This is a genomic window from Streptomyces sp. NPDC033221 (genome assembly GCF_055577005.1).
The window spans coordinates 43,537-63,111 of sequence record NZ_JBVIQN010000030.1 but is presented as its reverse complement, the minus strand read 5'-3'; the positions used below and the strand labels follow the sequence as shown (position 1 = coordinate 63,111).

Here is a 19,575-nt window from a genome sequence, read left to right as displayed (position 1 = left end):
GCGCGGTCATCGCGGGGAGCCTCCTCGGGGACGGCGGGGGAGGGATCAGGGGGGTGTTGTCCATCAGGCGTCCGATCCCGGTGGCGGAGAGCCGGCGTCCGACCCCGGTGGCGGGGCGAAGGCGTCGGCGGCCCGGGTGCCGTCCGGCCAGGTCGTGCCGCGACCTGCCCCGGGCGCCGGGTCCCGGCGGTCGGCGAGCGCCGGGACGTCCCAGTCGCGGGCCACCTCGACCGTGTCGGCGCCGGGCTGGGCCGGCGGCCGGCGGATCGCGCCGGGGGTGGCGGAGAAGCGCGGGGCGGGTGCGGGCTGGGTGATGCCGCCGTGGCCGGCGAAGGTGCCGCGGGCGGCGAGGTGCGGGTGGCCGGGCGCCTCGCGCAGGGAGAGCACGGGCGCCACGCAGGCGTCGGACGCCTCGAAGACTGCCGTCCACTCCGCGCGCGTACGGGTTTTGAAGCGGGCGGCGATGGCGGCCCGCAGCTCTTCCCAGGCGGCGAGGTCTTCGCGGGCGGGTGCCTCGTCCTCGATGCCGAGCAGCCGGATGAATTCGCCGTAGAAGCGCTGCTCCAGGGCGCCGACCGCCATGTGGCCGCCGTCGGCGGTCTCGTACGTGCCGTAGAACGGCGCGCCGCCGTCCAGGAGGTTGGCGCCACGGCGGTCCTGCCAGCCACCGGCGGCGAGCATGGCGTGGATCATCGCGGTGAGGTGGGCCGTGCCGTCGACGATGGCCGCGTCCACGACCTGGCCGCGGCCGCCTTCGGTCTGCGCGTGCCGCAGCGCGGCGAGGACACCGACGACCAGGTAGAGGGAGCCGCCGGCGTAGTCGCCGAGGAGGTTGGCGGGGACGGCGGGCGGCCCGCCGGGCGGGCCGATCATGCCGAGCGCGCCGGTGACGGCGATGTAGCCGATGTCGTGTCCGGCGGTCCCGGCCAGCGGGCCCTGCTGGCCCCAGCCGGTCATCCGGCCGTAGACCAGCCGCGGGTTGCGTGCCAGGCAGGCGTCCGGGCCGATGCCGAGGCGCTCGGCGACGCCGGGGCGGTATCCCTCGATCAGTATGTCGGCGCGGGCGGCGAGGTCCAGCACCTGGCCGGGTCCTGCGGCGGACTTCAGGTCCACCAGCACGGAGCGCTTGTTGCGGTTGGTGAGGTCGTACGCCGGGTCGACGCCGAGGCCGGAGCCGCCGGGCCGGTCGACGCGGACCACGTCGGCGCCGAGGTCGGCCAGGAGCATCGCGGCGAACGGGCCGGGCCCGATGCCGGCCAGCTCCACCACGCGCACCCCGCTCAGCGGGCCGTTTCCTGTCCCTGCCATCGGGCCCCCTGAGCTCCGCAGCACTGTGACACAACTGATGTAACACTCGCGATGTTAAGAACGTGTTCCACTTTCCACAAGCCCCCACGGCCATCGGCCGGCACCGGAAAAGCCCGTGGCGGCGGTGGCCAACTCCCACCGCCGCCACGGGCCTTCACGCGTCACTTCACCAGCGGCGCGCTCCCCCGTCGGAACCGGCGATGGACCCCCGCCCGGATATGGACCGCTCCACCACCGCGACCACCCCTCCCCCGCCGGACCGGCCGCCTGCCGGTCACCGTGAGAACCACGCTAGCGGCGACCACTGACAACGGCCCGCACGCCGGTCATGGAGGGACAATGGCCGGATGCCTCATACGCACCTCGCAGCCCCGTTGTTCGACATCAGCCACGGTCAGGGCCTCCGCCAGTTCGCCGAACTGGCGCTGGCCCTGGTCCTGTCCTCCCTCATCGGGCTGGAGCGGCAGGTCCAGCAGAAGAGCGCGGGGCTGCGCACCCACACCCTGGTCGGTGTGGGCAGCGCGCTGTTCATGGAGGTCTCGGTCCACGGGTTCTACGCACTGCTGGGCACGGACGGCGTCGCGCTGGACCCGTCCCGGGTGGCCGCGCAGATCGTCTCGGGCATCGGCTTCATCGGCGGCGGTCTGATCTTCGTGAAGAAGGACGCGGTACGGGGCCTGACGACCGCCGCGACGATCTGGCTGACCTGCGCCATCGGCATGGCCTGCGGCGGCGGTCTGCCCCTGCTCGCCCTCGGGGCGACCCTCGTGCATTTCCTCGTCGTCCGCGGATTCCCGAAGCTGTTCTCCGGGCGGCGGCGTGCTCCGTTCGTCGAGCGCATCGAGCTGCGCCTGAGCTACCGTGCACAGCACGGTCTGCTGGGCCGGATGCTGGAGATGTGCACCGGCAGCGGTTTCCAGGTGACCGATGTCCAGGTGGAGACGGGCTCGGACGAGCAGGTACCGGCCGAGGTGCTGCTCCGGCTGGAGGGCCCGGGCTCGGCGCATCCGCTCGTGGAGCGGCTGGCGGAGCTGGACGGCGTGCGCGGGGTGTCCTTGGGGCGGGAATCGGACCGTACGGAGTGACGGGCGGGGAAGGGCGGGCACGGCATGGTGAACGCGATGTGGCAGGAGGACGGCCCCGGGGTGCTGCGGCTGCCCTCCGGACGCACGGTCCGGGGCCGCGGCCTGCGCCGCCCGTTGCCGCCGGGCCCGGCACCGGACTTCGCCGTGTACCTGCTCGGGCAACAGCCGCCCGAGGTCCCCTGGGAGACCCGCTGGCTGCGCTGGCCCGACTTCCGGCTGCCGAGCGACCGCGCCCGGGCGCGTGACCTTTTCGGCGAGGTCTGGGAACGCGCGAAGACGGAACGTGTCGAGGTCGCCTGCGGAGGCGGCCGCGGCCGTACCGGCACGGCCCTCGCCTGTATCGCCGTCCTGGACGGGGTACCGGCTGGTCAGGCGGTGGATTTCGTCCGCAGCGGCTACGACCGCCGAGCCGTCGAGACGCCCTGGCAGCGGCGCTACATCCGTCACTTCGGGCGCTGACCTCCAGGTGACGCGAGGTGGTCGCCCACCACCTCGCGGTCCAGCAGCCGGGCGAGCCGCACCGGTACGTCGCCGCCCACCAGGACGATGACGGCCAGCGTCAGCCCGAAGGTCAGGACGGCCAGCGCCCGGCCCAGTGGCATGCCCTCGGCGAGCCGGGCGCCGAGCACCGGGGCGACCGCCCCTCCGAGCGCGCCGACGTTGTAGACGAAGCCGAGCGACGCCGCGCGGACCGCCGTCGGGAAGTGCCCGGCGATGTACTTCGGCAGGATGCCGGAGATGCCCTGGCCGAGGGCGAGCAGCCCGAAGAGCAGGACGCCCAGCGCGACCAGGCTGTCCTGGACGGCGAACACCGGGAAGACGAAGGCGAGGGAGGCCAGCAGTGTCCCGGCGTACGCGCGGCGGGTGCCGAACCGGTCGCCGGTGAAGCCGGCCAGCCAGCAGCCCGCCATCGTGCCGAACCCGGCGTAGAACATCACGTCCGCGACCTGCGCGGGCGCGTACCCCAGCTCGGTCTTGAGGTAGGTGGGCAGCAGCGCCTGCACGGGCCAGCTGTAGAGGAACGCGCAGAACACGGTCAGCGTCAGGGCCACGTACAGCACCCAGCCGCGCCGGCCGCCGAGCTGGACGGCGAACGCGGTCAGGCAGAGCGCGGCGAGCGCCGCCAGCCAGGGGACGTACCCCGCACCGGCCGGGGTGAAGACGCAGAAGAGGGCGGTGGAGGCGACGGCCGCGAGCAGGATGTTGAGCTGCCGCCGGGCGCGCCCGGCGAACAGCGGGCGGAACGGGTTCGGGCGGACCCCGGCGGCTCCCACCTCGGCGCTCCAGTCGTCCGCTTCCGGAAGCGACCTGCGGACCCAGAGTGCGACCAGCACGGGCAGCACCCCGATCCAGAACATCCAGCGCCAGCCCCAGTTCGGCACCACCCACCGGTACAGCTGGGCGGCGAGGACCGTCCCGCCCGCGTAGCCGGATATCAGGAAGCCGGAGGCCCGGTTGCGCAGGGCGGCGGGCCAGCTCTCCAGGACGTAGGTGGCGCTGGCGCTGTACTCCCCCGCCATGCCCATGCCGATGACCAGCCGGGCGGCGAACAGGCTGGTGTAGTCCCAGGCGAAGCCGCAGGCGAAGGTGCCCAGCGAGTACAGGAGGATGCTGGCGATCATCGCCGCCTTGCGCCCGTACCGGTCGCCCATCGCGCCGAGGAGCGCCCCGCCGAGCCAGCGGGTGATGAACGCGCCGGAGACGAGGGAGGCCGCGCCGGCCGTGCTCAGGCCGAACGTGCCGGCGATCTCGGTCAGGACGAGCGTGATCAGGACGAAGTCGAAGCCGTCCAGGAGGTAGCCCACCCAGGCGGCGAACATCGACTTCCACTGGCGGGGTGTCACCTGCCGGTACCAGGGCGGGTGCCGGTCCTGGTGCCGGGCGGCCTTCGCGGGGCGCGTCCTCACAGCAGTCCGGCTTCCTCCAGGCACCGCCGGACCGTGCCGACGGCCGCCTCGTCCAGCGGGAGCTGCGGCGGTGCGGTGGCCGGGCAGTCGATGACTCCTTGGAGGTGCAGGGCCGCCTTGAAGGCACCCAGTGCGGACGAGCCGCGGCCCATCACCGCCGGGTCGCCCGCTTCGGTGAGGGCGAAAAGCGCGGCGAGCCGGTCCTGTTCGGCGGCGGCCGCGCGCCAGCGGCCCGCCACGGCGTGCTCGTAGAGGCGTACGTAGCCGTGCGGGTCGACGTTGCCGAGGCCGGGGACGACGCCGTGGACGCCCGCCAGCAGGGCGCCGTCCACGGTCAGTTCGGACCCGGTGAGCACGGAGAAGTCCGGTGCCTGCGCGCGTACCCGCACCAGGAGGCGCCGCAGCGCCCCGTCCTCGCCGCTGCTGTCCTTGAGGCCGGCCAGTACGCCGTTCCGGGCGAGGGTGAGCACCATGTCGGCGGGCAGTTTGGTGTGCACGGCCATCGGGATGTCGTACGCGAACAGCGGCAGGTCCGCGCCTTCCCGTACGCGGGTGAAGTGGTCGGCGATCTCGGCGGGATGGGTGCGCGTGTAGAAGGGCGCGGTGGCCACGATCGCGTCGGCACCCAGGTCCCGTGCGGTACGGGCGTGTTCCCGTACCCGGGCGGTCGTCATGTCGATGGCACCGGCCAGTACGGGCAGCCGGCCGCCGACCGCCTCGGTCACCGTCTCGACGACGGTGCGGCGCTGCGCGTCGGTCAGGAAGGCGGTCTCCCCGCTGGAACCGAGGACGAACAGCCCGCTCACCCCGGCACCGGCGAGCCGGGTGGCGAGCGCGGCCAGCGAGCGGGTGTCGACCCGGCCGTCCGGGGTCAGCGGGGTGCACAGCGGCGGGACGACGCCGGTGAGCGGCGCGGGGAGCGTCATCGGTGACCAGCTTTCTGCTCGTGCCGCGTGCCGTACGGGAGCGGCGCGGCCGCCCGGCCAGGCCCGGCGCCCGCCCCCGGCCAGGAACATTCCGGACGTCGGACGTCCCATGTTGGCGGACGTGCGGGTGAATGTGGACCAGCCGCCCGGGCGTGTCAAGACCGCGCGCCCGGGGCCCCTCGTTGACGGAAGATGGACCGCTGCCTAGCGTGGCGCCGGACCGGCCGCGCCACGGCCGGGGACCCGATGCGGAGGCAGGCGTGAGCACACGGCAGGACACCGCGGCACGACCCCACGACCTGGTGCTGTTCGGCGCCACCGGATTCGTGGGCCGGCTGACCGCCGCGTACCTGGCCCGGCACGCTCCCGAGGGCTGCCGCTGGGCCCTGGCCGGCCGCGACCGCACGAAGCTCGCCCGGCTGCGGGACAGCCTGGCGGAGACCGACCCGGCCTGTGCGGACCTTCCCCTGCTGTACGCCGACACCGAGGACCCCGGTTCGCTGCGCGCCCTCGCCGCGAGCACCCGCGTGCTCGCCACGACCGTCGGCCCGTACCTCAGTTACGGGGATCCGCTGGTCGCCGCCTGCGCCGAGGCCGGTACGGACTACGCCGACCTGACCGGCGAGGCCGAGTTCGTCGACCGGACGTATGTGCGCTACGACGCGGCGGCGCGCGCGTCGGGCGCCCGCATCGTGCACGCCTGCGGCTTCGACTGCGTACCGCCCGACCTCGGCGTGCACTTCACCGTCGGCCAGTTGCCGCCCGGTGTGCCGCTGCGCGTCGACGGCTTCGTACGGAGCAACGGCACCATCTCGGGCGGCACCCTGGCCTCAGCGCTGACGGCGGCCTCGCGTCCGCTGGGCATGGCGCGCGCCGCCCGCGATCGGCAGCGTCTGGAGGGGCGGCCGGCGGGCCGTACGGTACGGGCACCGGTCGGACGGCCGTACCGCAACGGCGTCGTACAGGCGTGGGCCGTGCCGCTGCCGACGCTCGACCCCCAGGTGGTCGCGCGCTCGGCGGCCGGACTGGAGCGGTACGGGCCCGACTTCACCTATCACCACTACGCCGCCGTCAAGTGGCTGCCGGTCGCCGTGGGCGGCGTGCTGGGCGCGGGCGCCGCGTGCGCGGTCGCGCAGCTGCCGCCCGCGCGCCGCTGGCTGTCGGGGCGGCTGGCTCCGGGCTCGGGGCCGGACGAGGAGCGCCGGGCGCGCAGTTCGTTCAGCGTGCGGTTCGTCGGCGAGGGCGGTGGCCGGCGTGTCCTGACGGAGGTCTCGGGCGGCGACCCGGGCTATGACGAGACGGCGAAGATCCTCGCGGAGTCGGCGCTGAGCCTGGCCTTCGACGAGCTGCCCGAGACGTCCGGCCAGGTGACCACGGCGGTCGCGATGGGCGACGCGCTCACCGGGCGGCTCCGGCGGGCGGGCATCACGTTCCGGGTGGTCGCCGAGTCGGCGTCCCGGACCGGGCAGACGACCCAGTAGCCCGGCCGGGCGGACGTCCCCGTAGCCGGGCCGGACGCCCCGGCGTCAGTCGGCGCGCGCCTGCGACAGGGCACGCCGGCACAGCGCGTCGGCGGCCCGGGTCGTCTCCGGGATGCGGTACTTGGGCGCCAGGTGGAGGGTGTGCGCGCATGCCCGGTCGAGGTCGACGCGGTGGCCCACGGACACGAACACCGGCTTGACGCCGTGCTGTGTACGCAGCGCCCGCCCGACCACCTCCTCACCGCCGTCGGCGGCGCCGTCCAGCAGCGGTGAGGACTCGCCCCGTGCCACGCCGGGCAGGTCGTACCGCGAGGTGAACGGGTTCTTGGCGACGCCGATGGCGGGCAGGCCGGTGAGCACGCCGAGGTGGCTGGCGAGGCCGAAGCGGCGCGGGTGCGCGAGCCCGTAACCGTCGCAGACGACCAGGTCCGGTGTGCGGGTGAGGCGGTTCAGGGCGTCCACCACCGTGGGAATCTCCCGGAAGGCCAGCAGTCCCGGCACGTACGGGAAGGAGATCCGGCCGACGGCGGTGGCCTCCTCGACGACCGCGAGGGTGACGCCGTCCAGCGCGACGGCCGCCGCTGCCACCAGGTCGTGCTCGTCGTCATAGGCGACGTCCACGCCGACGACCGTCCCGGCGAATCCCGGCTCGGGCCCGGACTGCTCCCGCCGTACGTGCGCGCGCAGCCGGTCCTGAACGGCCAGCGCCCCGGCCTCATCGGTGGGCCAGTGGGCCAGCTCATCATCGAGGGAGATCGCGGCGTCGTTCGTCATGGTGGGGCCACGGTATCGAACGGGCGGGCGGGAAAGCCGTTGTGGTCCGGCCGCGGTCGTATGTGATGATGCGCGCGGCGCGCGTCCGGCCGGACGGCCTCGCACGCCGCGGCGCCCGGTCCGCGCGGGCGCGGGACCACGAGTGACGGGGGAACGGGAATGTTCGCGATATCGCTGGGTGACGACGGTGCCGAACTGCGGCCCCTGGAGCCGCACCACGCCGAGGAGTACCTGGCGCACATGGAGCGCGGCCGGGAGTACGTCGGCCGCTTCATCGGCCTGCCCGACCTGAGCACCGACCTGCCCTCGGCCCGGGCGTTCCTGCAGTCGTACGCGGACAAGGCGGCGGCCGACACCGGGCGGCTGTACGGAATCCGGGTGGACGGCACGCTCGTCGGCGGCGTGCTGTTCCGTACCTTCGACGCCGCCGCCGGGAACTGCGAGGTCGGCTGCTGGCTGGAGGAGACGGCCATCGGGCGCGGGCTCGTGACGCGGGCGATCCGGGTGCTCGTCGACTGGGCGGTCGACGCCCGCGGCATCCACCGGGTGGAGTGGCGGGCGGCCGCCGGCAACTCGGCGAGCATCAAGGCGGCCGAGCGGCTCGGGCTGGTGCGTGACGGGGTACTGCGGGAGAACTACGCGCGCGGCGGCGTACGTCACGACATCGAGATCTGGTCGGTACTGGCCCCGGAGTGGCGCAAGCAGCGGGCGGCCGACGGGTGACCGGGAGGCGCGCCCACCGGGCGTGCCGTACCCGTGCGGTCACACGGCCGGCGGCGCCGACCGCGGCAGGTCCTCCAGAAGGGTGCCGAGCGCGCCGGTGACCAGCGCGCACACGGCGTCCGGGTCGGCGTCGGCCAGCGGCTGCTTGCCGACGACCACCCGCATCAGACCGATGCCGAGCATCCACGACAGGGCGAGATCGGCGCGCAGCCCACGGTCGTCGGCGGTGCTGAGCGTGGCGAGCACCCGCGCGTAATCGTCGCCCATCTCCCGTACGGCGGTGATGATCTCGTCGCTGTCGCCGATGGAGCGCAGGAAGGTCTCCAGGGCGCGGTCCTCCGGGTCGGCGCCCCGGCGGCCGAGCATGCCGCGCAGCGCCACCTCGAACAGCTCGCGGGGCGGTGTGCTGTGCAGCTGTTCCTGGCCGCCGAGCGCCACGGCCTCGCCGAACAGGGCCTTTTTCGACCCGAAGTAGCGGAAGAGCAGCGCCTGGTTGACTCCGGCGCGCTCCGCGATGTCCCGTACGGTCGCCCGCTCGTAGCCCCGCTCGGCGAACAGCGCGGCCGCCGCCTCCAGGAGCAGCAGCCGGGTGCCCTGCGCCCCGCGGCGCCGTGTGACGCCCCCCGCTTCCGGCACCGGACCGGTCACGTCCGGCACATGTCCCGTACCGGTTTCCGGACCGGCCACCGGGTCGTTCCCGTCCATCCGCGTACTCCCCTCGTCCCTGTCCGCGCCCCTCGGGCCCGACGCCCCGCCAACCCGGAGATCGTGCAGGGCCGTTGACCGTACCAAGAACACCCCTCTACGTTGTAAGCAGTTGCTTACACGAGGGAGGCCCCGGTGACCACAGCCGACACGATGCCCCTTGCCTACCCGTTCAACGAACCCGACGGACTGGCCCTGTCCGACACCTACGAACAGGTCCGCGACCAGGCGGGACTGTTACGGGTACAGATGACGTACGGCGAACCGGCCTGGCTCGCCACCCGCTACGCCGACGCGCGGCTGGTCCTCGGCGACCGCCGCTTCAGCCGCGCGGAAGGACTCCGCCACGACGAACCGCGGCAGTCCGAGGGCCAGCGCGACAGCGGAATCCTGAGCATGGACCCGCCCGACCACACCCGGCTGCGCACGCTCGTCGCCAAGGCGTTCACCGTCCACCAGGTGGAGAAGCTGCGGCCGTGGGTGCGCGAGCTGACGCACGCGCTGATCGACGAACTGGAGGCCGCGGGACCGCCCGTCGACCTCGTGGACCGCTACGCCCTGCCCATTCCGGTCGCGGTCATCTGCCGGATGCTCGGCGTGCCCGAGGAGGACCGGCCCAAGTTCCGTACGTGGAGCGACGCGGCGCTGTCCACCAGCTCGCTGACGGCCGAGGAGTTCGAGACCAACCGCGAGGAACTCCGCGCCTACATGGCGAAGTTGATCGAGGATCACCGGGTGACGCCCCGGGACGACCTCATGACCCGGCTGATCGAGGCGCGCGACGTCGGCGACCGGCTCAGCGAACTGGAACTGATCGACCTGTGTACCGGCATCCTGGTCGCCGGGCACGAGACCACGGCCACCCAGATACCCAACTTCGTCGTCTCGCTCCTGGACCACCCCGGCGAGCTGGAGCGGCTGCGCGCGGAGCCCGGGCTAGTCAAGAGCGCCGTCGAGGAACTGCTGCGCTTCGTACCGCTGGGCAGCGGCGCGGCCTTCCCCCGCTACGCCACCGAGGACATCGAGGTGGGCGGCACACTCGTCCGTGCGGGTGAACCGGTCCTGGTCGCCGTGGGCGCGGCCAACCGGGACGCGCTGCGCTTCGACGAACCGGGCGTCCTCAACATCGCCCGCGACGGCAACCAGCACCTCGGCTTCGGTCACGGGGTGCACCACTGCCTCGGCGCGCCACTGGCCCGGCTGGAGCTCCAGGAGGCGCTGATCGCCCTGATCACCCGCTTCCCGGGGCTGCACATCGTCGGGGACATGGTCTGGAAGGACCAGATGCTGGTCCGCGGCCCGCGCGTGATGCCGGTGGGGTGGTGAGCCGGATGACCTGGCAGGCCTCGATCGACGGTCAGCAGTGCATGGCGTCCGGCATGTGCGCCGGCATCGCCCCGGATCTCTTCGTCCTGGACGGGCCGTACGCCCGGCCGCTCAAGGAGGAGATCCCCGAGGACGAGAGCGCGCTGGACGCGGCCGACTCCTGTCCGGCCATGGCGATCCTGATCCGGGAGGGCGAGACGGTCGTCGGGCCGCGGCCCTGACGGGGAGACGGATGAGGACACCCGTACGGCCCTGACGGCGTGTCGCGGGAGGGCGGGCGGCCCGTAGGCACTGGACGGGCTGTGCGCGCTTCGCGGGCGGTGGCGGGTGACGGGCGGTTCGCGGACGGTGGGCCGGTGGCGGGCGGTGCGGGCCCGCCACCGAACGGCCTACACCGGCGCGGCCGCCCCTCACCCGTCTGTCCCTGCCCGGTACGGGCAAATCGCCGACCGCGTGTCGGCGCAGTGACCTGCCGCAACGCCGCCCGGCCGGGGCCGACACGCCGGAGGGCGGCACCTTACCTGACGGATCCTCACCGGGCGGGGACGGCGCGCCGAGGCTTATCTCAAATGCGTCAGCGCGGATCCATCCGATCTGCCGCGGCGCACCCGCGCCGCCGCCGCGCTGCCGGAGGATCAACCATGCGTTCCACTCGCGTCATCGCAGCATCGGGACTCACCATCGCCGCCCTGGGCCTGTCGGCCGGCGCCGCGTTCGCCAAGCCGGTGGCCACCACCAGCCCGAAGCTCACCGGCCCCGGCGGGGCCGTCACCGTCACCGTCACCTGCGACACCGGCAAGGCCGGCCGGATCGCCGCCTCCTCGCAGGGCTTCCGCAGCGGCACTATCTGGCTGTACCGCACCCACAAGCACGGCAAGACCTACCGTGGGACCGCCCGGGTGGCGAGCCAGCTCAGCGGCGGCCCCCACCACCTCGGCCGCTACTCGAACTGGGGCGTGGACGGCAGCTGCCCCGACGGCAAGCAGTGGATGACGAGCTTCAAGACCGACGCCAAGCGGCCGCACGGCCAGGTGCACACCGGTGTCGGCAGCACCAGTAAGGACTCCAACACCACCGAGATCGTCGCGGGCGCCGCGGTGCTGGCGACCGCCGCGGTCGGCGGCACCTACTTCCTGCGCCGCCGCAGCAACAACCAGTCCTGACGGCCTGGGCCACGTTTCCCGCGGCACTTCGGGCCGCTGCGCCCCTGCCGGGTCCCACCTCCCGGCCCGGCGGGGCACAGCGGCCGAAGAACGCGCAGGCCAGGGCGCCGGCCACGCCGGGCTGTGGCAGCGGGGTGATCACCGCGGCCTACCATGCCCCTCATGTTCATACTGGAGCTGACCTACACCGCCCCGCTCGATCGCGTCGACGCCGCCCTGCCCGACCACGTGGAGTGGCTCAAGAAAAACTACGCGGCCGGGCACTTCCTCGCCGCCGGACGCAAGGTGCCGCGCGACGGCGGTGTCATCCTCGCGTCCGTCACCGACCGGGCGGCGGCCGAGCGGATCGTCGCGGAGGACCCGTTCACGGCCGCGGGCGTGTGCGACTACCGGATCACCGAGTTCGTGGCGACCACGACGGCGCCGGAGCTGGAGCCCTACAGGGAGCAGCTGCCGCCCTCCTGAGCGAGCAGTTCGCCGATTTCCTCGTGCAGCGCGGCCGGCACCGTGGTGCCCCACCGCGCCGCCGCCTCACCGGCCAGTTCCCGGCTCCACTGCCAGCCGGCCCGTGCTGCCGTACGTACGGCCGGGAGCACGGCGGGAGCAGTGGTCGCGGTGTAACGGTCGCGGTCGGCGGCCGGCAGGTCCTGCTCCAGAGCGCGGCTGGGGGTGAGCCAGTGTGTGGTGGACCCGCGCAGCAGACGGCACAGCTGGAGCTGCTGCGGGGCGACGACCGCGTGCATGAGGTTGTGTGCGCGGGCCGTCTCGCCGCGGTTCAGGATGTGGGCGAGCATCAGCGTCCAATTGGTCAGCTCGTCGGTGAGCTGCTGGGCGGTCTGGCCCGGCTCGGGCGGGCACGGGTCGGCGAGGCCGCGGGCCGCCGCGGTCAGCCGTCCGCCGCGGTCCAGCAGGACGGCGGCGCCAGGGGCCGGCAGGTGCACCATGCCGCGCCAGGTGGGCACCTCGTCGATGCCCGGCCCGGCGGCCACGAGGTGGAACTCGCCGCGCATCAGGTCGTCGAAGACGACGGCCAGGATGCCGTATCTATTGGTGTAGGCCAGCTTCAGCGGCGCGATGCGGCCGACGAACTCCCGGCCGTCGAAGGTGCCGGCGTCCGCGTCCCGGACGTACAGATACGCCTCGATGTCGGAGTGGGCGTCGGCCTCGCCGAGGGTCCACGAGCCGTAGAGCAGGACGCCCTCCAGCCGGGGCTCGGCCTCGGCCAGCTCGCGCAGGCGTGCGACACGGCGGTCGAGGGCGGGGCAGGACGAGACAGGCGTGCGATGCATGGGGATCTCTCCTGAGCAGATGAAAGGGCATACGGACGGGTGCCGCCGGCCCAGCGGCACCCGCCGGGCCGGTGGTCACGGACCACGTCCGTCTGCTCAGCTGAAAACGCCCATGGGCCGGATCGTACGGGCCGCGGCCGGCGCGGAACCAACGGTTTTTGCGCACCGGACGAAGGCCGTGGGCCGGCCGCGCCGCTACGGGGCCGGGGTGGGCCAGCGGCCCCCGTTGAGCCAGAATCCCTGGATCTCCTCCAGTTGCCGCCCCTTGGTCTCGGGGGCGGTGAACGCGGCGAAGACCAGTGCGCCGAGTGCGAGGAAACCGAGACCCGCGAAGGTCGCGGCGGCGCCCGCCCAGGACAGCAGGGACGGGAAGAACTGCGCGATCAGGAGGTTGGCGACGAGGTCGGCGGTCAGTATCGCCGACGCGCCGGTGGAGCGCAGCTGCGCGGGGAACGCCTCGCTGGCGTACACCCAGATCAGTGAGCCGAAGCCGAAGTTGAAGGCGGCGGTGAAGAGCAGGATGGCGCCGAAGCCGATCCACGTACCGGTGCCCTCCAGGTCCCCGAAGCCGAAGACGGCGGTCAGGACGCCGAGCATGGCCGTCATCGTGGCGATGCCGGAGAGCAGGACGACGCGGCGGCCGAGCCGGTCGATGATGAGGATGGCGAGGACCGTCGCGGCCAGGGAGGCCAGCTGGACGAAGGACGGCAGCAGGAAGTTCTGCCCGTCGCCGGTGAAGCCCATCTCCTCGAAGATCTGCGGGCTGTAGTACGTCACCGCATTGATGCCGGTGATCTGGCAGAAGAAGCCGAGGCCGACGACGAACAGCGTGGCGCGGGCATACGGCTTGCGCAGCAGCGAGCGCAGCGATCCGCCGCTCTCCTCCGACAGAGCGGCGCGGACCGCCTCGGTCTCCGCGCGGGCGTCGACGTCGGGGTCGGTCAGCGCCATGACCTCGACGGCCTTCTCGGTACGGCCCTTGAGGACGTACCAGCGGGGCGTGTCGGGGAGCCGGAACAGCGGGATCAGCACGAGGGCGGCGGGGATCGCGGACAGGCCGAGCATCAGCCGCCAGTGGCCGCCGTCGGACAGTCCCCAGTTCACGAAGTACGTGAGGGCGATACCGGCGACCGTGGCGACCTGGTACGCGGCGACGGAGGCGCCGCGGGTGCGCGCCGGTGTCGACTCGGCGATGTACAGCGGGGCCGCCACGATCGAGATGCCGATGGCGACGCCGAGCAGGAACCGTACCGCGTCCAGGACGACGATGTTCGGGGCGAGGGCGGAGAGCACCACGAAGACCGTGTAGGACCCGGCGACGATCAGCATGGCGGCCTTGCGGCCCAGCGCGTCGGCCAGCTTGCCGCCGATCAGCGCGCCCAGGATCGAACCGAACACCAGGATGCTGTTGACCAGGCCCTGCTCGGTGTCGGTGAGGTGGAAGTCCTTGCTCAGGAACACCAGGGCGCCGGAGATGCTGCCGGTGTCGTAGCCGTAGATGACGCCGACGACGGCTCCGGTGAGGGCGAAGAGCCGGCCGGCGCGCCGGGGCGGCGGGCCCTCGGGGCCCGGCGGCGAGGACGGTGACTGCGTGGAGCGCGTGGCAACGGACATGGGGAGTCCTTTGTGACGACTGTCGGCGGAACGGCCTTGCTGCGTGCGATCACCGCGGCAGCTGCCCGTGGACGGCCGGTGACGGGCACACCGTCCGGCGCCGGCACCGGCGGCACTGCCTGCCGGCCGCCGCTCCACTGCGGCTGCATGAGTGATCCTGCGAGTATTCGACTCCTTTCATTCATGTGTCAACAGTCACCTCGGGCGACCAGGTCTTCCGTATCCCTCCTGCAGAGAGCGCCAGTTCATGGATCATCCCTTCCCGCATCGGAAGCACTCCCACCCTTACGAGGGATGGATTACGCCGCAGGGCGTGCGTAGAGTTGCTTGAAATCGAGCATGTTATTGCAAGTTCACGCACACAACTGGAGGGCGTCGTGAGCGGGACCTCGTACATGGAGCAGGAGCTGCGCAGCCAGCCGGAGACCTGGCGGGAGGCGGCGCGGATCGGCGGCGCCGGCACCCCGCTGCCCGGCGCCGGCCGGCGGGTCGCGGTGGTGGGCTGCGGCACCTCGTGGTTCATGGCGCAGGCGTACGCGGCGCTGCGCGAGGGCGCCGGGCTGGGGGGGACGGACGCCTTCGCCGCCTCGGAGGCGTTCCTCGGCGCCGACCGCGGTTACGACGCCGTCGTGGCGATCACCCGCTCCGGGACGACGACCGAGGTGCTGCGCCTGCTGGAGCAGGTGAAGGGGCGCATTCCCACGGTGACGGTGCTCGGTGACCCCGACACGCCGGCGACCGGGCTGTCGGACGCGACCGTCACCCTGCCGTTCGCCGACGAGCGGTCCGTGGTGCAGACCCGGTTCGCGACGACCGCGCTCGCGCTGCTGCGGGCCCACCTCGGCGAGGACCTGTCCGGCGCGGTGCGTGACGCGGAGGAGGCGCTGACCGCACCCGTGGAGAAGGAGTGGGTGGACGCCGAGCAGTTCTCCTTCCTCGGCACGGGCTGGACGTACGGGCTGGCCAACGAGGCGGCGCTGAAGATGCGGGAGGCGTCACAGAGCTGGACGGAGTCCTACCCCGCGATGGAGTACCGCCACGGCCCCATCTCCATAGCGGCACCCGGCCGCGTCACCTGGGTGTTCGGCCCGGTGCCGGAAGGCCTGGAGGCGGATGTCGCACGGACCGGCGCCGGTTTCGTGCACCACGGGCGCGACCCGCTGGCCGATCTGGTGCTGGTGCAGCGCATCGCCCTGGAGCGGGCTCGCGCCCGTGGCCTGGACCCCGACAACCCGCGCAGCCTGACCCGCTCGGTGATGCTCACGGAGGGGGAGCCGGAGCCGGCGGCGGGGTAGCCGGCGCCCCGCCCGGTCCGGCCCGCCGGAACCGGCCCGTCCCGCCCGGCTCGCACCACTCGGCCCTCCCCGTCCCGCCTCACCCCGTCCGTACACGACCTGCCGGTAACGGCTCCGTCCGCAAGGGAGTCAGGGTTCATGCCTCTCGTTTCCACCTCGTCGATCGTCTCCGCCGCCCGTGCGGCGCGAGCCGGTGCCGCGGCGTTCAACGTCATCCACCTGGAGACCGCCGAAGCCCTGGTCACGGCCGCCGAACGCAGCGGTTTCCCGGTCATCCTGGGCATCAGCGAGAACTGCGTCCGCTACCACGGCAGTCTGCTGCCCATCGTCCGCGCCACCCTCGCGCTCGCCGAGGCGTCCCCCGCCCGGGTCTCCGTGCACCTGGACCACATCACCGAAGCGGCGCTGGTGCGCGAGGGCGTCGAGGCCGGGGTGAGGTCGGTGATGGTGGACGCCTCGGCCCTCCCGTACGAGGAGAACGTCACCGCCACGGCGGAGCTGACCGCCTGGTGCCACGAGCGCGGCGCCTACGTCGAGGCCGAGCTGGGCGAGGTCGGCGGCAAGGACGGTGTACACGCACCCGGGGCCCGTACGGATCCCGACGAGGCGCTGGCGTTCGTCCGGGCGACCGGGGTGGACGCGCTGGCCGTCGCCGTCGGCTCCTCCCACGCGATGCACGAACGCACCGCCGTCCTGGACAAGGAGCTGATCGCGGCGCTGGCCGGGAAGCTGCCGGTGCCGCTGGTGCTGCACGGCTCTTCGGGCGTACCGGACGACGAGCTGCGCCGGGCCGTCGCCGCCGGCATGACGAAGATCAACATCTCCACCCACCTGGTCTCCGTCTTCACCCGCAGCATCCGGGACACCCTGGACGAGGACCTGACCCTCGTCGACTCACGCACGTACGTGAAACCGGCACGCGAGGCCGTGGCCCAGGAGGCCGCCCGACTGCTCGCCCTGCTCGGCGCTCCGGCCGCGGTCCCGGGCCAGTCGGCCGCCGCGGAGGCGCCCGTGCAGGGGTGAGGCGAAGCCCTACGACCTGTCCGCCGGCGTCCCGGGCCGCCGGCGGCGGGCTCCCCGATATCACGCAGGCCGGCGGTAAGGATTTAGGCTCGCGCCATGAACCGCCATGAACGGATGAACGCCCTCCTTGAGCTGCTCGGCGAACGCGGCCGGGTGGAGGTCGAGGAGGCCGCGACCAAGCTGGAGGTCTCGGCCGCGACGATGCGCCGCGACATGGACACCCTGGCCGACCAGCAGTTGCTGACCCGTACCCGCGGCGGCGCGGTGCTCAGCTCGGTGGCGTACGACCTGCCCATCCGTTACAAGCGGGCGCACCACGCCGACGAGAAGGAGGCGGTGGCGCAGGCCGCGGCGAGGATGGTCGAGCGCGGTGACGTGGTCGGCCTGAGCGGCGGCACCACGACCACGGAGATCGCGCGGGTGCTGGCGACCCGGCCGGACTTCGCCGAGGCGGGCCCGCAGCCGCATCTGACCATCGTCACCAACTCGCTGAACATCGCCAACGAACTCGCCGTCCGCCCGCAGATCAAGATCGTGCTGACCGGCGGGGTGGCGCACTCCCGGTCGTTCGAGCTGGTCGGCCCGTTCAGCGAGCTGGTACTCCAGCAGATCTCCGTGGACATCGCCTTCATCGGCGCCAACGGCGTGGACCCGGTGATGGGCGCGACCGTGCACGACGAGGCGGAGGCCCGGATCAACCGGCTGATGGCCGAGCGGGCCCGGCGCGCGGTGGTCGTCGCGGACTCCTCGAAGATCGGCGCACGCTGCTTCGCGCGGGTCGGCGGCGCGGACGTCTTCGACACCCTCATCACGGACAGCGGCGCCAAGGAGACCACCCGCCGGGAGTTCGGCGAACGGGGGCTGCGCGTGATCGCCGCCCGGCCCGCCGCGGACGACTGACCACCGGCGGCGCGAGCGGGGGGACATCGCCGCGGTTTCGCCACGTCCGGCCCCTCGCCGGGCCCGCCCGCCGCTGCCACGATGGCCGGATGACTCGCAGGGATCGCAGGGATCGCAGGGACCACGAGGTGACGGCGCCCAGGCGTACGGCGCGCAGCTCCGCGGGACACGACTTCCCGGTGCGGGGCGTACGCAGGCTCGATCTCGGCTACCTCGTCCGCCCCGCGTCGGAGACCGGCGGGCCGGAGCCGCGGGTGGAGCCCGTGCTGGCCTACCTGGTGCGGCACGACGCCGGGCTGCTGCTGTTCGACACGGGGATCGGCGCCGCCGACCCGGATACCGAGGCGCACTACCGTCCGCGGCGCCGGTCCCTGGAAGCCGCGCTGGCCGCGGCGGGGCACCGGCTCGCGGACGTCTCCCTGGTGGTCAACTGCCATCTGCACTTCGACCACTGCGGCGGCAACCCGATGCTGGGCGGCCGGCCGGTCCTGGTGCAGGCGACGGAGCTGGCGCTGGCCCGCGCCGGCGATTAGAGCCTGTGTCATAACCCTGGTCGGATCAGCGCGCGTCGTCTGGTGCGTGCGATCGCAAGGCGCCGGAGTGGTCTCGTAGCGGAGCTACTAGGGCATTTCGGCAACGCCGCGTGGGGGCACCTCCCAGCGGTAGCTGGGGGAGTGCGTGCCAGGCGACGGGCGCCCGGCCGGGGTTATGACACAGGCTCTTACACGGTCGACGCGCTGGTCGACTTCCCCGGCGTCGTGTACGAGGAGCTGCGCGGCGAGGCGGAGGTGTGGCCCGGCGTGCGTATCGTCCCCACGCCGGGGCACACCGCGGGGCACCAGTCCCTGGTGGTGGAGCAGCGGGACGGCACGGTGATCCTTGCCGGGCAGGCCCGTGATTTCGCCTCGGAGTTCGCGTCGGAGTTCGCGTCGGACCAGCTCACCCGGCAGGCCGCCCTCGGCGGGGTCGGCGCCCCGCTTCCCGGTCATCCGCCGTGGCTGGAGCGGCTCAACGCGTTCGATCCGCGGCGGGTGCTGTTCGCCCATGACTGTTCGGTGTGGGAGCCGTCCCGGTCACCCGAGTCGGCCGAGCTGTCCGCACCACCCGCGCCACCCGTACCACCCGAACCTTCCGCCCCGCCCCAGCCGCCCGGGCTCGCCGATCCGACCGGCCCGGCGCCCCACGGCCCCTCCCCCAGGCACGGTCCCGCCACCACCAGGCACTGACCGGCCATCACCAGGTGCTGTCTCCCCGCAGCACGGCGTCCGCGCCCCCGTCGAGGAAGACGACCTGCCCGGTGACGTGCGTGTTCTCGGCCGACGTCAGCCAGGTGAGCAGCGCGGCGGCCTGTTCCGGGCGGGCGTGTCCGTGCAGCGGCATCGGCACGCTGCTGTCCACGACTTGGCGCATGCCCGGGTCGGCGAGCATGGGCGCGGTCATGGGGGTGACGACGGTGCCCGGCGCCACGGCGTTGAGCGGGATGCCGGCGCCCGCCCAGTCGCCGGTGGTGGCGGTACGGCGGACCCAGCGCGCGATGGCGGCCTTGGAGGAGCCGTAGAGGAGGTATCCTTCGCCGCGGTCGACGGCCGCCTGTGCCGCGGCGACCGCCGCGGGCTCGTCACCGGCCAGCGCGGCGTCCACGATGGCGGTGTCGCCGGGGTGCACGGATGCCACCGAGGAGACCACGACCGCGCGCGGGTCGGCGCCCGCGGCGAGCAGCGGACGCAGGCCCTCCAGGGTGGCCACCGCCCCGAAGTGGTTCACCTTGACGGTCAGCGGGTCGAAGCCGGCGACGCCGGCGCAGGCGATCACCGCGTCGAGCCGCCCGCCGGTCAGTTCCCGGGCCCGTGCCACCAGTTCAGTGCGGCCTTCGGCGGTGGCGAGGTCCGCGCGGATGTCGGCGTCCGCGAGGTCCGCGCCGATCACGGTGTGTCCCTGTGCGCGGAGGCGGGCAGCGGTGGCCTCGCCTATGCCGGAGGCTGCTCCGGTGACGAGACAGGTACGGGACGGCATGGGGTGCTCCTCGGCGGGTGTGCTGGTCAGCGGGCGGTACGGC

The 19,575-nt window shown here is 73.3% G+C and carries 19 protein-coding genes and 2 pseudogenes; 13 read left to right on the top strand and 8 right to left on the bottom strand.

All coding sequences use genetic code 11. The features are described from left to right. Positions 1–63: 63 nt before the first annotated feature. Entirely contained in the window at positions 64–1,308 is a 1,245-nt protein-coding gene (locus tag ACZ53K_RS31330; protein ID WP_468843190.1) for a CaiB/BaiF CoA transferase family protein, read from the bottom strand. Positions 1,309–1,655: 347 nt separating this feature from the next. Between ACZ53K_RS31330 and ACZ53K_RS31325 the strand changes: the two genes are divergently transcribed. Next, the gene (locus ACZ53K_RS31325) at positions 1,656–2,393 is read left to right on the top strand and encodes an MgtC/SapB family protein (protein ID WP_468843187.1); all 738 of its coding nucleotides are present in this window, start codon (positions 1,656–1,658) and stop codon (positions 2,391–2,393) included. Positions 2,394–2,417: 24 nt separating this feature from the next. Beyond that, positions 2,418–2,852: a phosphatase domain-containing protein gene (locus ACZ53K_RS31320; RefSeq protein ID WP_468843184.1), complete on the top strand. Its 435-nt coding sequence runs from the start codon at positions 2,418–2,420 to the stop codon at positions 2,850–2,852. Here ACZ53K_RS31320 and ACZ53K_RS31315 read toward each other — a convergent pair. Then, complete coding sequence (locus ACZ53K_RS31315; RefSeq protein ID WP_468843181.1) at positions 2,837–4,300, bottom strand: sialate:H+ symport family MFS transporter; 1,464 nt, start codon at positions 4,298–4,300, stop codon at positions 2,837–2,839. The two genes, ACZ53K_RS31320 and ACZ53K_RS31315, sit on opposite strands and share 16 nt — an antisense overlap. Then, positions 4,297–5,226: a dihydrodipicolinate synthase family protein gene (locus ACZ53K_RS31310; RefSeq protein ID WP_468843178.1), complete on the bottom strand. Its 930-nt coding sequence runs from the start codon at positions 5,224–5,226 to the stop codon at positions 4,297–4,299. The genes ACZ53K_RS31315 and ACZ53K_RS31310 overlap by 4 nt, the downstream gene beginning before the upstream one ends. A gap of 260 nt (positions 5,227–5,486) precedes the next feature. On the opposite strand from ACZ53K_RS31310, the gene ACZ53K_RS31305 reads away from it, so the two are divergent. Further along, a complete protein-coding gene (locus ACZ53K_RS31305; RefSeq protein ID WP_468843176.1) occupies positions 5,487–6,707 on the top strand; it encodes a saccharopine dehydrogenase family protein in 1,221 nt (406 codons plus the stop codon). Positions 6,708–6,752: 45 nt separating this feature from the next. Here ACZ53K_RS31305 and ACZ53K_RS31300 read toward each other — a convergent pair whose 3' ends face one another. Then, positions 6,753–7,481, bottom strand: a complete 729-nt coding sequence (locus ACZ53K_RS31300; protein ID WP_468843173.1) for an endonuclease V — start codon at positions 7,479–7,481, stop codon at positions 6,753–6,755. A gap of 159 nt (positions 7,482–7,640) precedes the next feature. Between ACZ53K_RS31300 and ACZ53K_RS31295 the strand changes: the two genes are divergently transcribed. After that, the gene (locus ACZ53K_RS31295) at positions 7,641–8,204 is read left to right on the top strand and encodes a GNAT family N-acetyltransferase (RefSeq protein ID WP_468843170.1); all 564 of its coding nucleotides are present in this window, start codon (positions 7,641–7,643) and stop codon (positions 8,202–8,204) included. Between the two features lie 39 nt (positions 8,205–8,243). On the opposite strand, the gene ACZ53K_RS31290 is transcribed toward ACZ53K_RS31295, so the two are convergent. Next, entirely contained in the window at positions 8,244–8,909 is a 666-nt protein-coding gene (locus ACZ53K_RS31290) for a TetR/AcrR family transcriptional regulator (protein ID WP_468843167.1), read from the bottom strand. A gap of 135 nt (positions 8,910–9,044) precedes the next feature. On the opposite strand from ACZ53K_RS31290, the gene ACZ53K_RS31285 reads away from it, so the two are divergent. The 4 genes from ACZ53K_RS31285 (at position 9,045) to ACZ53K_RS31270 (ending at position 11,863) form a co-directional block, all read left to right on the top strand. Beyond that, positions 9,045–10,235 carry a cytochrome P450 gene (locus ACZ53K_RS31285; protein ID WP_468843164.1) on the top strand — a complete coding sequence of 397 codons (1,191 nt, stop codon included), beginning with the start codon at positions 9,045–9,047 and terminating at the stop codon, positions 10,233–10,235. A 5-nt stretch (positions 10,236–10,240) separates the two neighbouring features. Beyond that, entirely contained in the window at positions 10,241–10,456 is a 216-nt protein-coding gene (locus ACZ53K_RS31280; protein WP_468843162.1) for a ferredoxin, read from the top strand. Positions 10,457–10,876: 420 nt separating this feature from the next. Beyond that, positions 10,877–11,398: a hypothetical protein gene (locus tag ACZ53K_RS31275; RefSeq protein WP_468843159.1), complete on the top strand. Its 522-nt coding sequence runs from the start codon at positions 10,877–10,879 to the stop codon at positions 11,396–11,398. A gap of 162 nt (positions 11,399–11,560) precedes the next feature. After that, complete coding sequence (locus ACZ53K_RS31270) at positions 11,561–11,863, top strand: YciI family protein (protein ID WP_468843156.1); 303 nt, start codon at positions 11,561–11,563, stop codon at positions 11,861–11,863. On the opposite strand, the gene ACZ53K_RS31265 is transcribed toward ACZ53K_RS31270, so the two are convergent. Together ACZ53K_RS31265 and ACZ53K_RS31260 are read right to left on the bottom strand one after the other, a co-directional pair. After that, entirely contained in the window at positions 11,836–12,687 is an 852-nt protein-coding gene (locus ACZ53K_RS31265) for a nucleotidyltransferase domain-containing protein (protein WP_468843153.1), read from the bottom strand. The genes ACZ53K_RS31270 and ACZ53K_RS31265 overlap by 28 nt on opposite strands. A gap of 195 nt (positions 12,688–12,882) precedes the next feature. Next, a complete protein-coding gene (locus ACZ53K_RS31260; protein WP_468843150.1) occupies positions 12,883–14,301 on the bottom strand; it encodes a sugar porter family MFS transporter in 1,419 nt (472 codons plus the stop codon). A 377-nt stretch (positions 14,302–14,678) separates the two neighbouring features. On the opposite strand from ACZ53K_RS31260, the gene ACZ53K_RS31255 reads away from it, so the two are divergent. The 5 genes and pseudogenes from ACZ53K_RS31255 to ACZ53K_RS31235 form a co-directional block, all read left to right on the top strand. Beyond that, positions 14,679–15,596: an SIS domain-containing protein gene (locus tag ACZ53K_RS31255; protein ID WP_468843147.1), complete on the top strand. Its 918-nt coding sequence runs from the start codon at positions 14,679–14,681 to the stop codon at positions 15,594–15,596. Positions 15,597–15,734: 138 nt separating this feature from the next. After that, complete coding sequence (locus ACZ53K_RS31250; RefSeq protein WP_468843144.1) at positions 15,735–16,619, top strand: class II fructose-bisphosphate aldolase; 885 nt, start codon at positions 15,735–15,737, stop codon at positions 16,617–16,619. 96 nt (positions 16,620–16,715) lie between these two features. Beyond that, positions 16,716–17,519 carry a DeoR/GlpR family DNA-binding transcription regulator gene (locus ACZ53K_RS31245; RefSeq protein ID WP_468843141.1) on the top strand — a complete coding sequence of 268 codons (804 nt, stop codon included), beginning with the start codon at positions 16,716–16,718 and terminating at the stop codon, positions 17,517–17,519. Positions 17,520–17,698: 179 nt separating this feature from the next. Then, a pseudogene (locus tag ACZ53K_RS31240) lies at positions 17,699–18,046 on the top strand (MBL fold metallo-hydrolase); the annotation flags it as partial. Between the two features lie 195 nt (positions 18,047–18,241). Further along, positions 18,242–18,502 (top strand): annotated as a pseudogene (locus tag ACZ53K_RS31235) (N-acyl homoserine lactonase family protein); the annotation flags it as partial. 250 nt (positions 18,503–18,752) lie between these two features. Here ACZ53K_RS31235 and ACZ53K_RS31230 read toward each other — a convergent pair. Continuing rightward, positions 18,753–19,532 carry an SDR family oxidoreductase gene (locus tag ACZ53K_RS31230; protein WP_468843138.1) on the bottom strand — a complete coding sequence of 260 codons (780 nt, stop codon included), beginning with the start codon at positions 19,530–19,532 and terminating at the stop codon, positions 18,753–18,755. Positions 19,533–19,575: the final 43 nt, after the last annotated feature.

Bases quoted from the DNA above. Each gene is read 5' to 3' on its own strand.
- ACZ53K_RS31330 (WP_468843190.1), bottom strand. From the start codon at position 1,308: ATGGCAGGGACAGGAAACGGCCCGCTGAGCGGGGTGCGCGTGGTGGAG.
- ACZ53K_RS31325 (WP_468843187.1), top strand. From the start codon at position 1,656: ATGCCTCATACGCACCTCGCAGCCCCGTTGTTCGACATCAGCCACGGT.
- ACZ53K_RS31320 (WP_468843184.1), top strand. From the start codon at position 2,418: ATGGTGAACGCGATGTGGCAGGAGGACGGCCCCGGGGTGCTGCGGCTG.
- ACZ53K_RS31310 (WP_468843178.1), bottom strand. From the start codon at position 5,226: ATGACGCTCCCCGCGCCGCTCACCGGCGTCGTCCCGCCGCTGTGCACC.
- ACZ53K_RS31300 (WP_468843173.1), bottom strand. From the start codon at position 7,481: ATGACGAACGACGCCGCGATCTCCCTCGATGATGAGCTGGCCCACTGG.
- ACZ53K_RS31295 (WP_468843170.1), top strand. From the start codon at position 7,641: ATGTTCGCGATATCGCTGGGTGACGACGGTGCCGAACTGCGGCCCCTG.
- ACZ53K_RS31290 (WP_468843167.1), bottom strand. From the start codon at position 8,909: ATGGACGGGAACGACCCGGTGGCCGGTCCGGAAACCGGTACGGGACAT.
- ACZ53K_RS31280 (WP_468843162.1), top strand. From the start codon at position 10,241: ATGACCTGGCAGGCCTCGATCGACGGTCAGCAGTGCATGGCGTCCGGC.
- ACZ53K_RS31275 (WP_468843159.1), top strand. From the start codon at position 10,877: ATGCGTTCCACTCGCGTCATCGCAGCATCGGGACTCACCATCGCCGCC.
- ACZ53K_RS31270 (WP_468843156.1), top strand. From the start codon at position 11,561: ATGTTCATACTGGAGCTGACCTACACCGCCCCGCTCGATCGCGTCGAC.
- ACZ53K_RS31265 (WP_468843153.1), bottom strand. From the start codon at position 12,687: ATGCATCGCACGCCTGTCTCGTCCTGCCCCGCCCTCGACCGCCGTGTC.
- ACZ53K_RS31260 (WP_468843150.1), bottom strand. From the start codon at position 14,301: ATGTCCGTTGCCACGCGCTCCACGCAGTCACCGTCCTCGCCGCCGGGC.
- ACZ53K_RS31250 (WP_468843144.1), top strand. From the start codon at position 15,735: ATGCCTCTCGTTTCCACCTCGTCGATCGTCTCCGCCGCCCGTGCGGCG.
- ACZ53K_RS31245 (WP_468843141.1), top strand. From the start codon at position 16,716: ATGAACCGCCATGAACGGATGAACGCCCTCCTTGAGCTGCTCGGCGAA.
- ACZ53K_RS31230 (WP_468843138.1), bottom strand. From the start codon at position 19,532: ATGCCGTCCCGTACCTGTCTCGTCACCGGAGCAGCCTCCGGCATAGGC.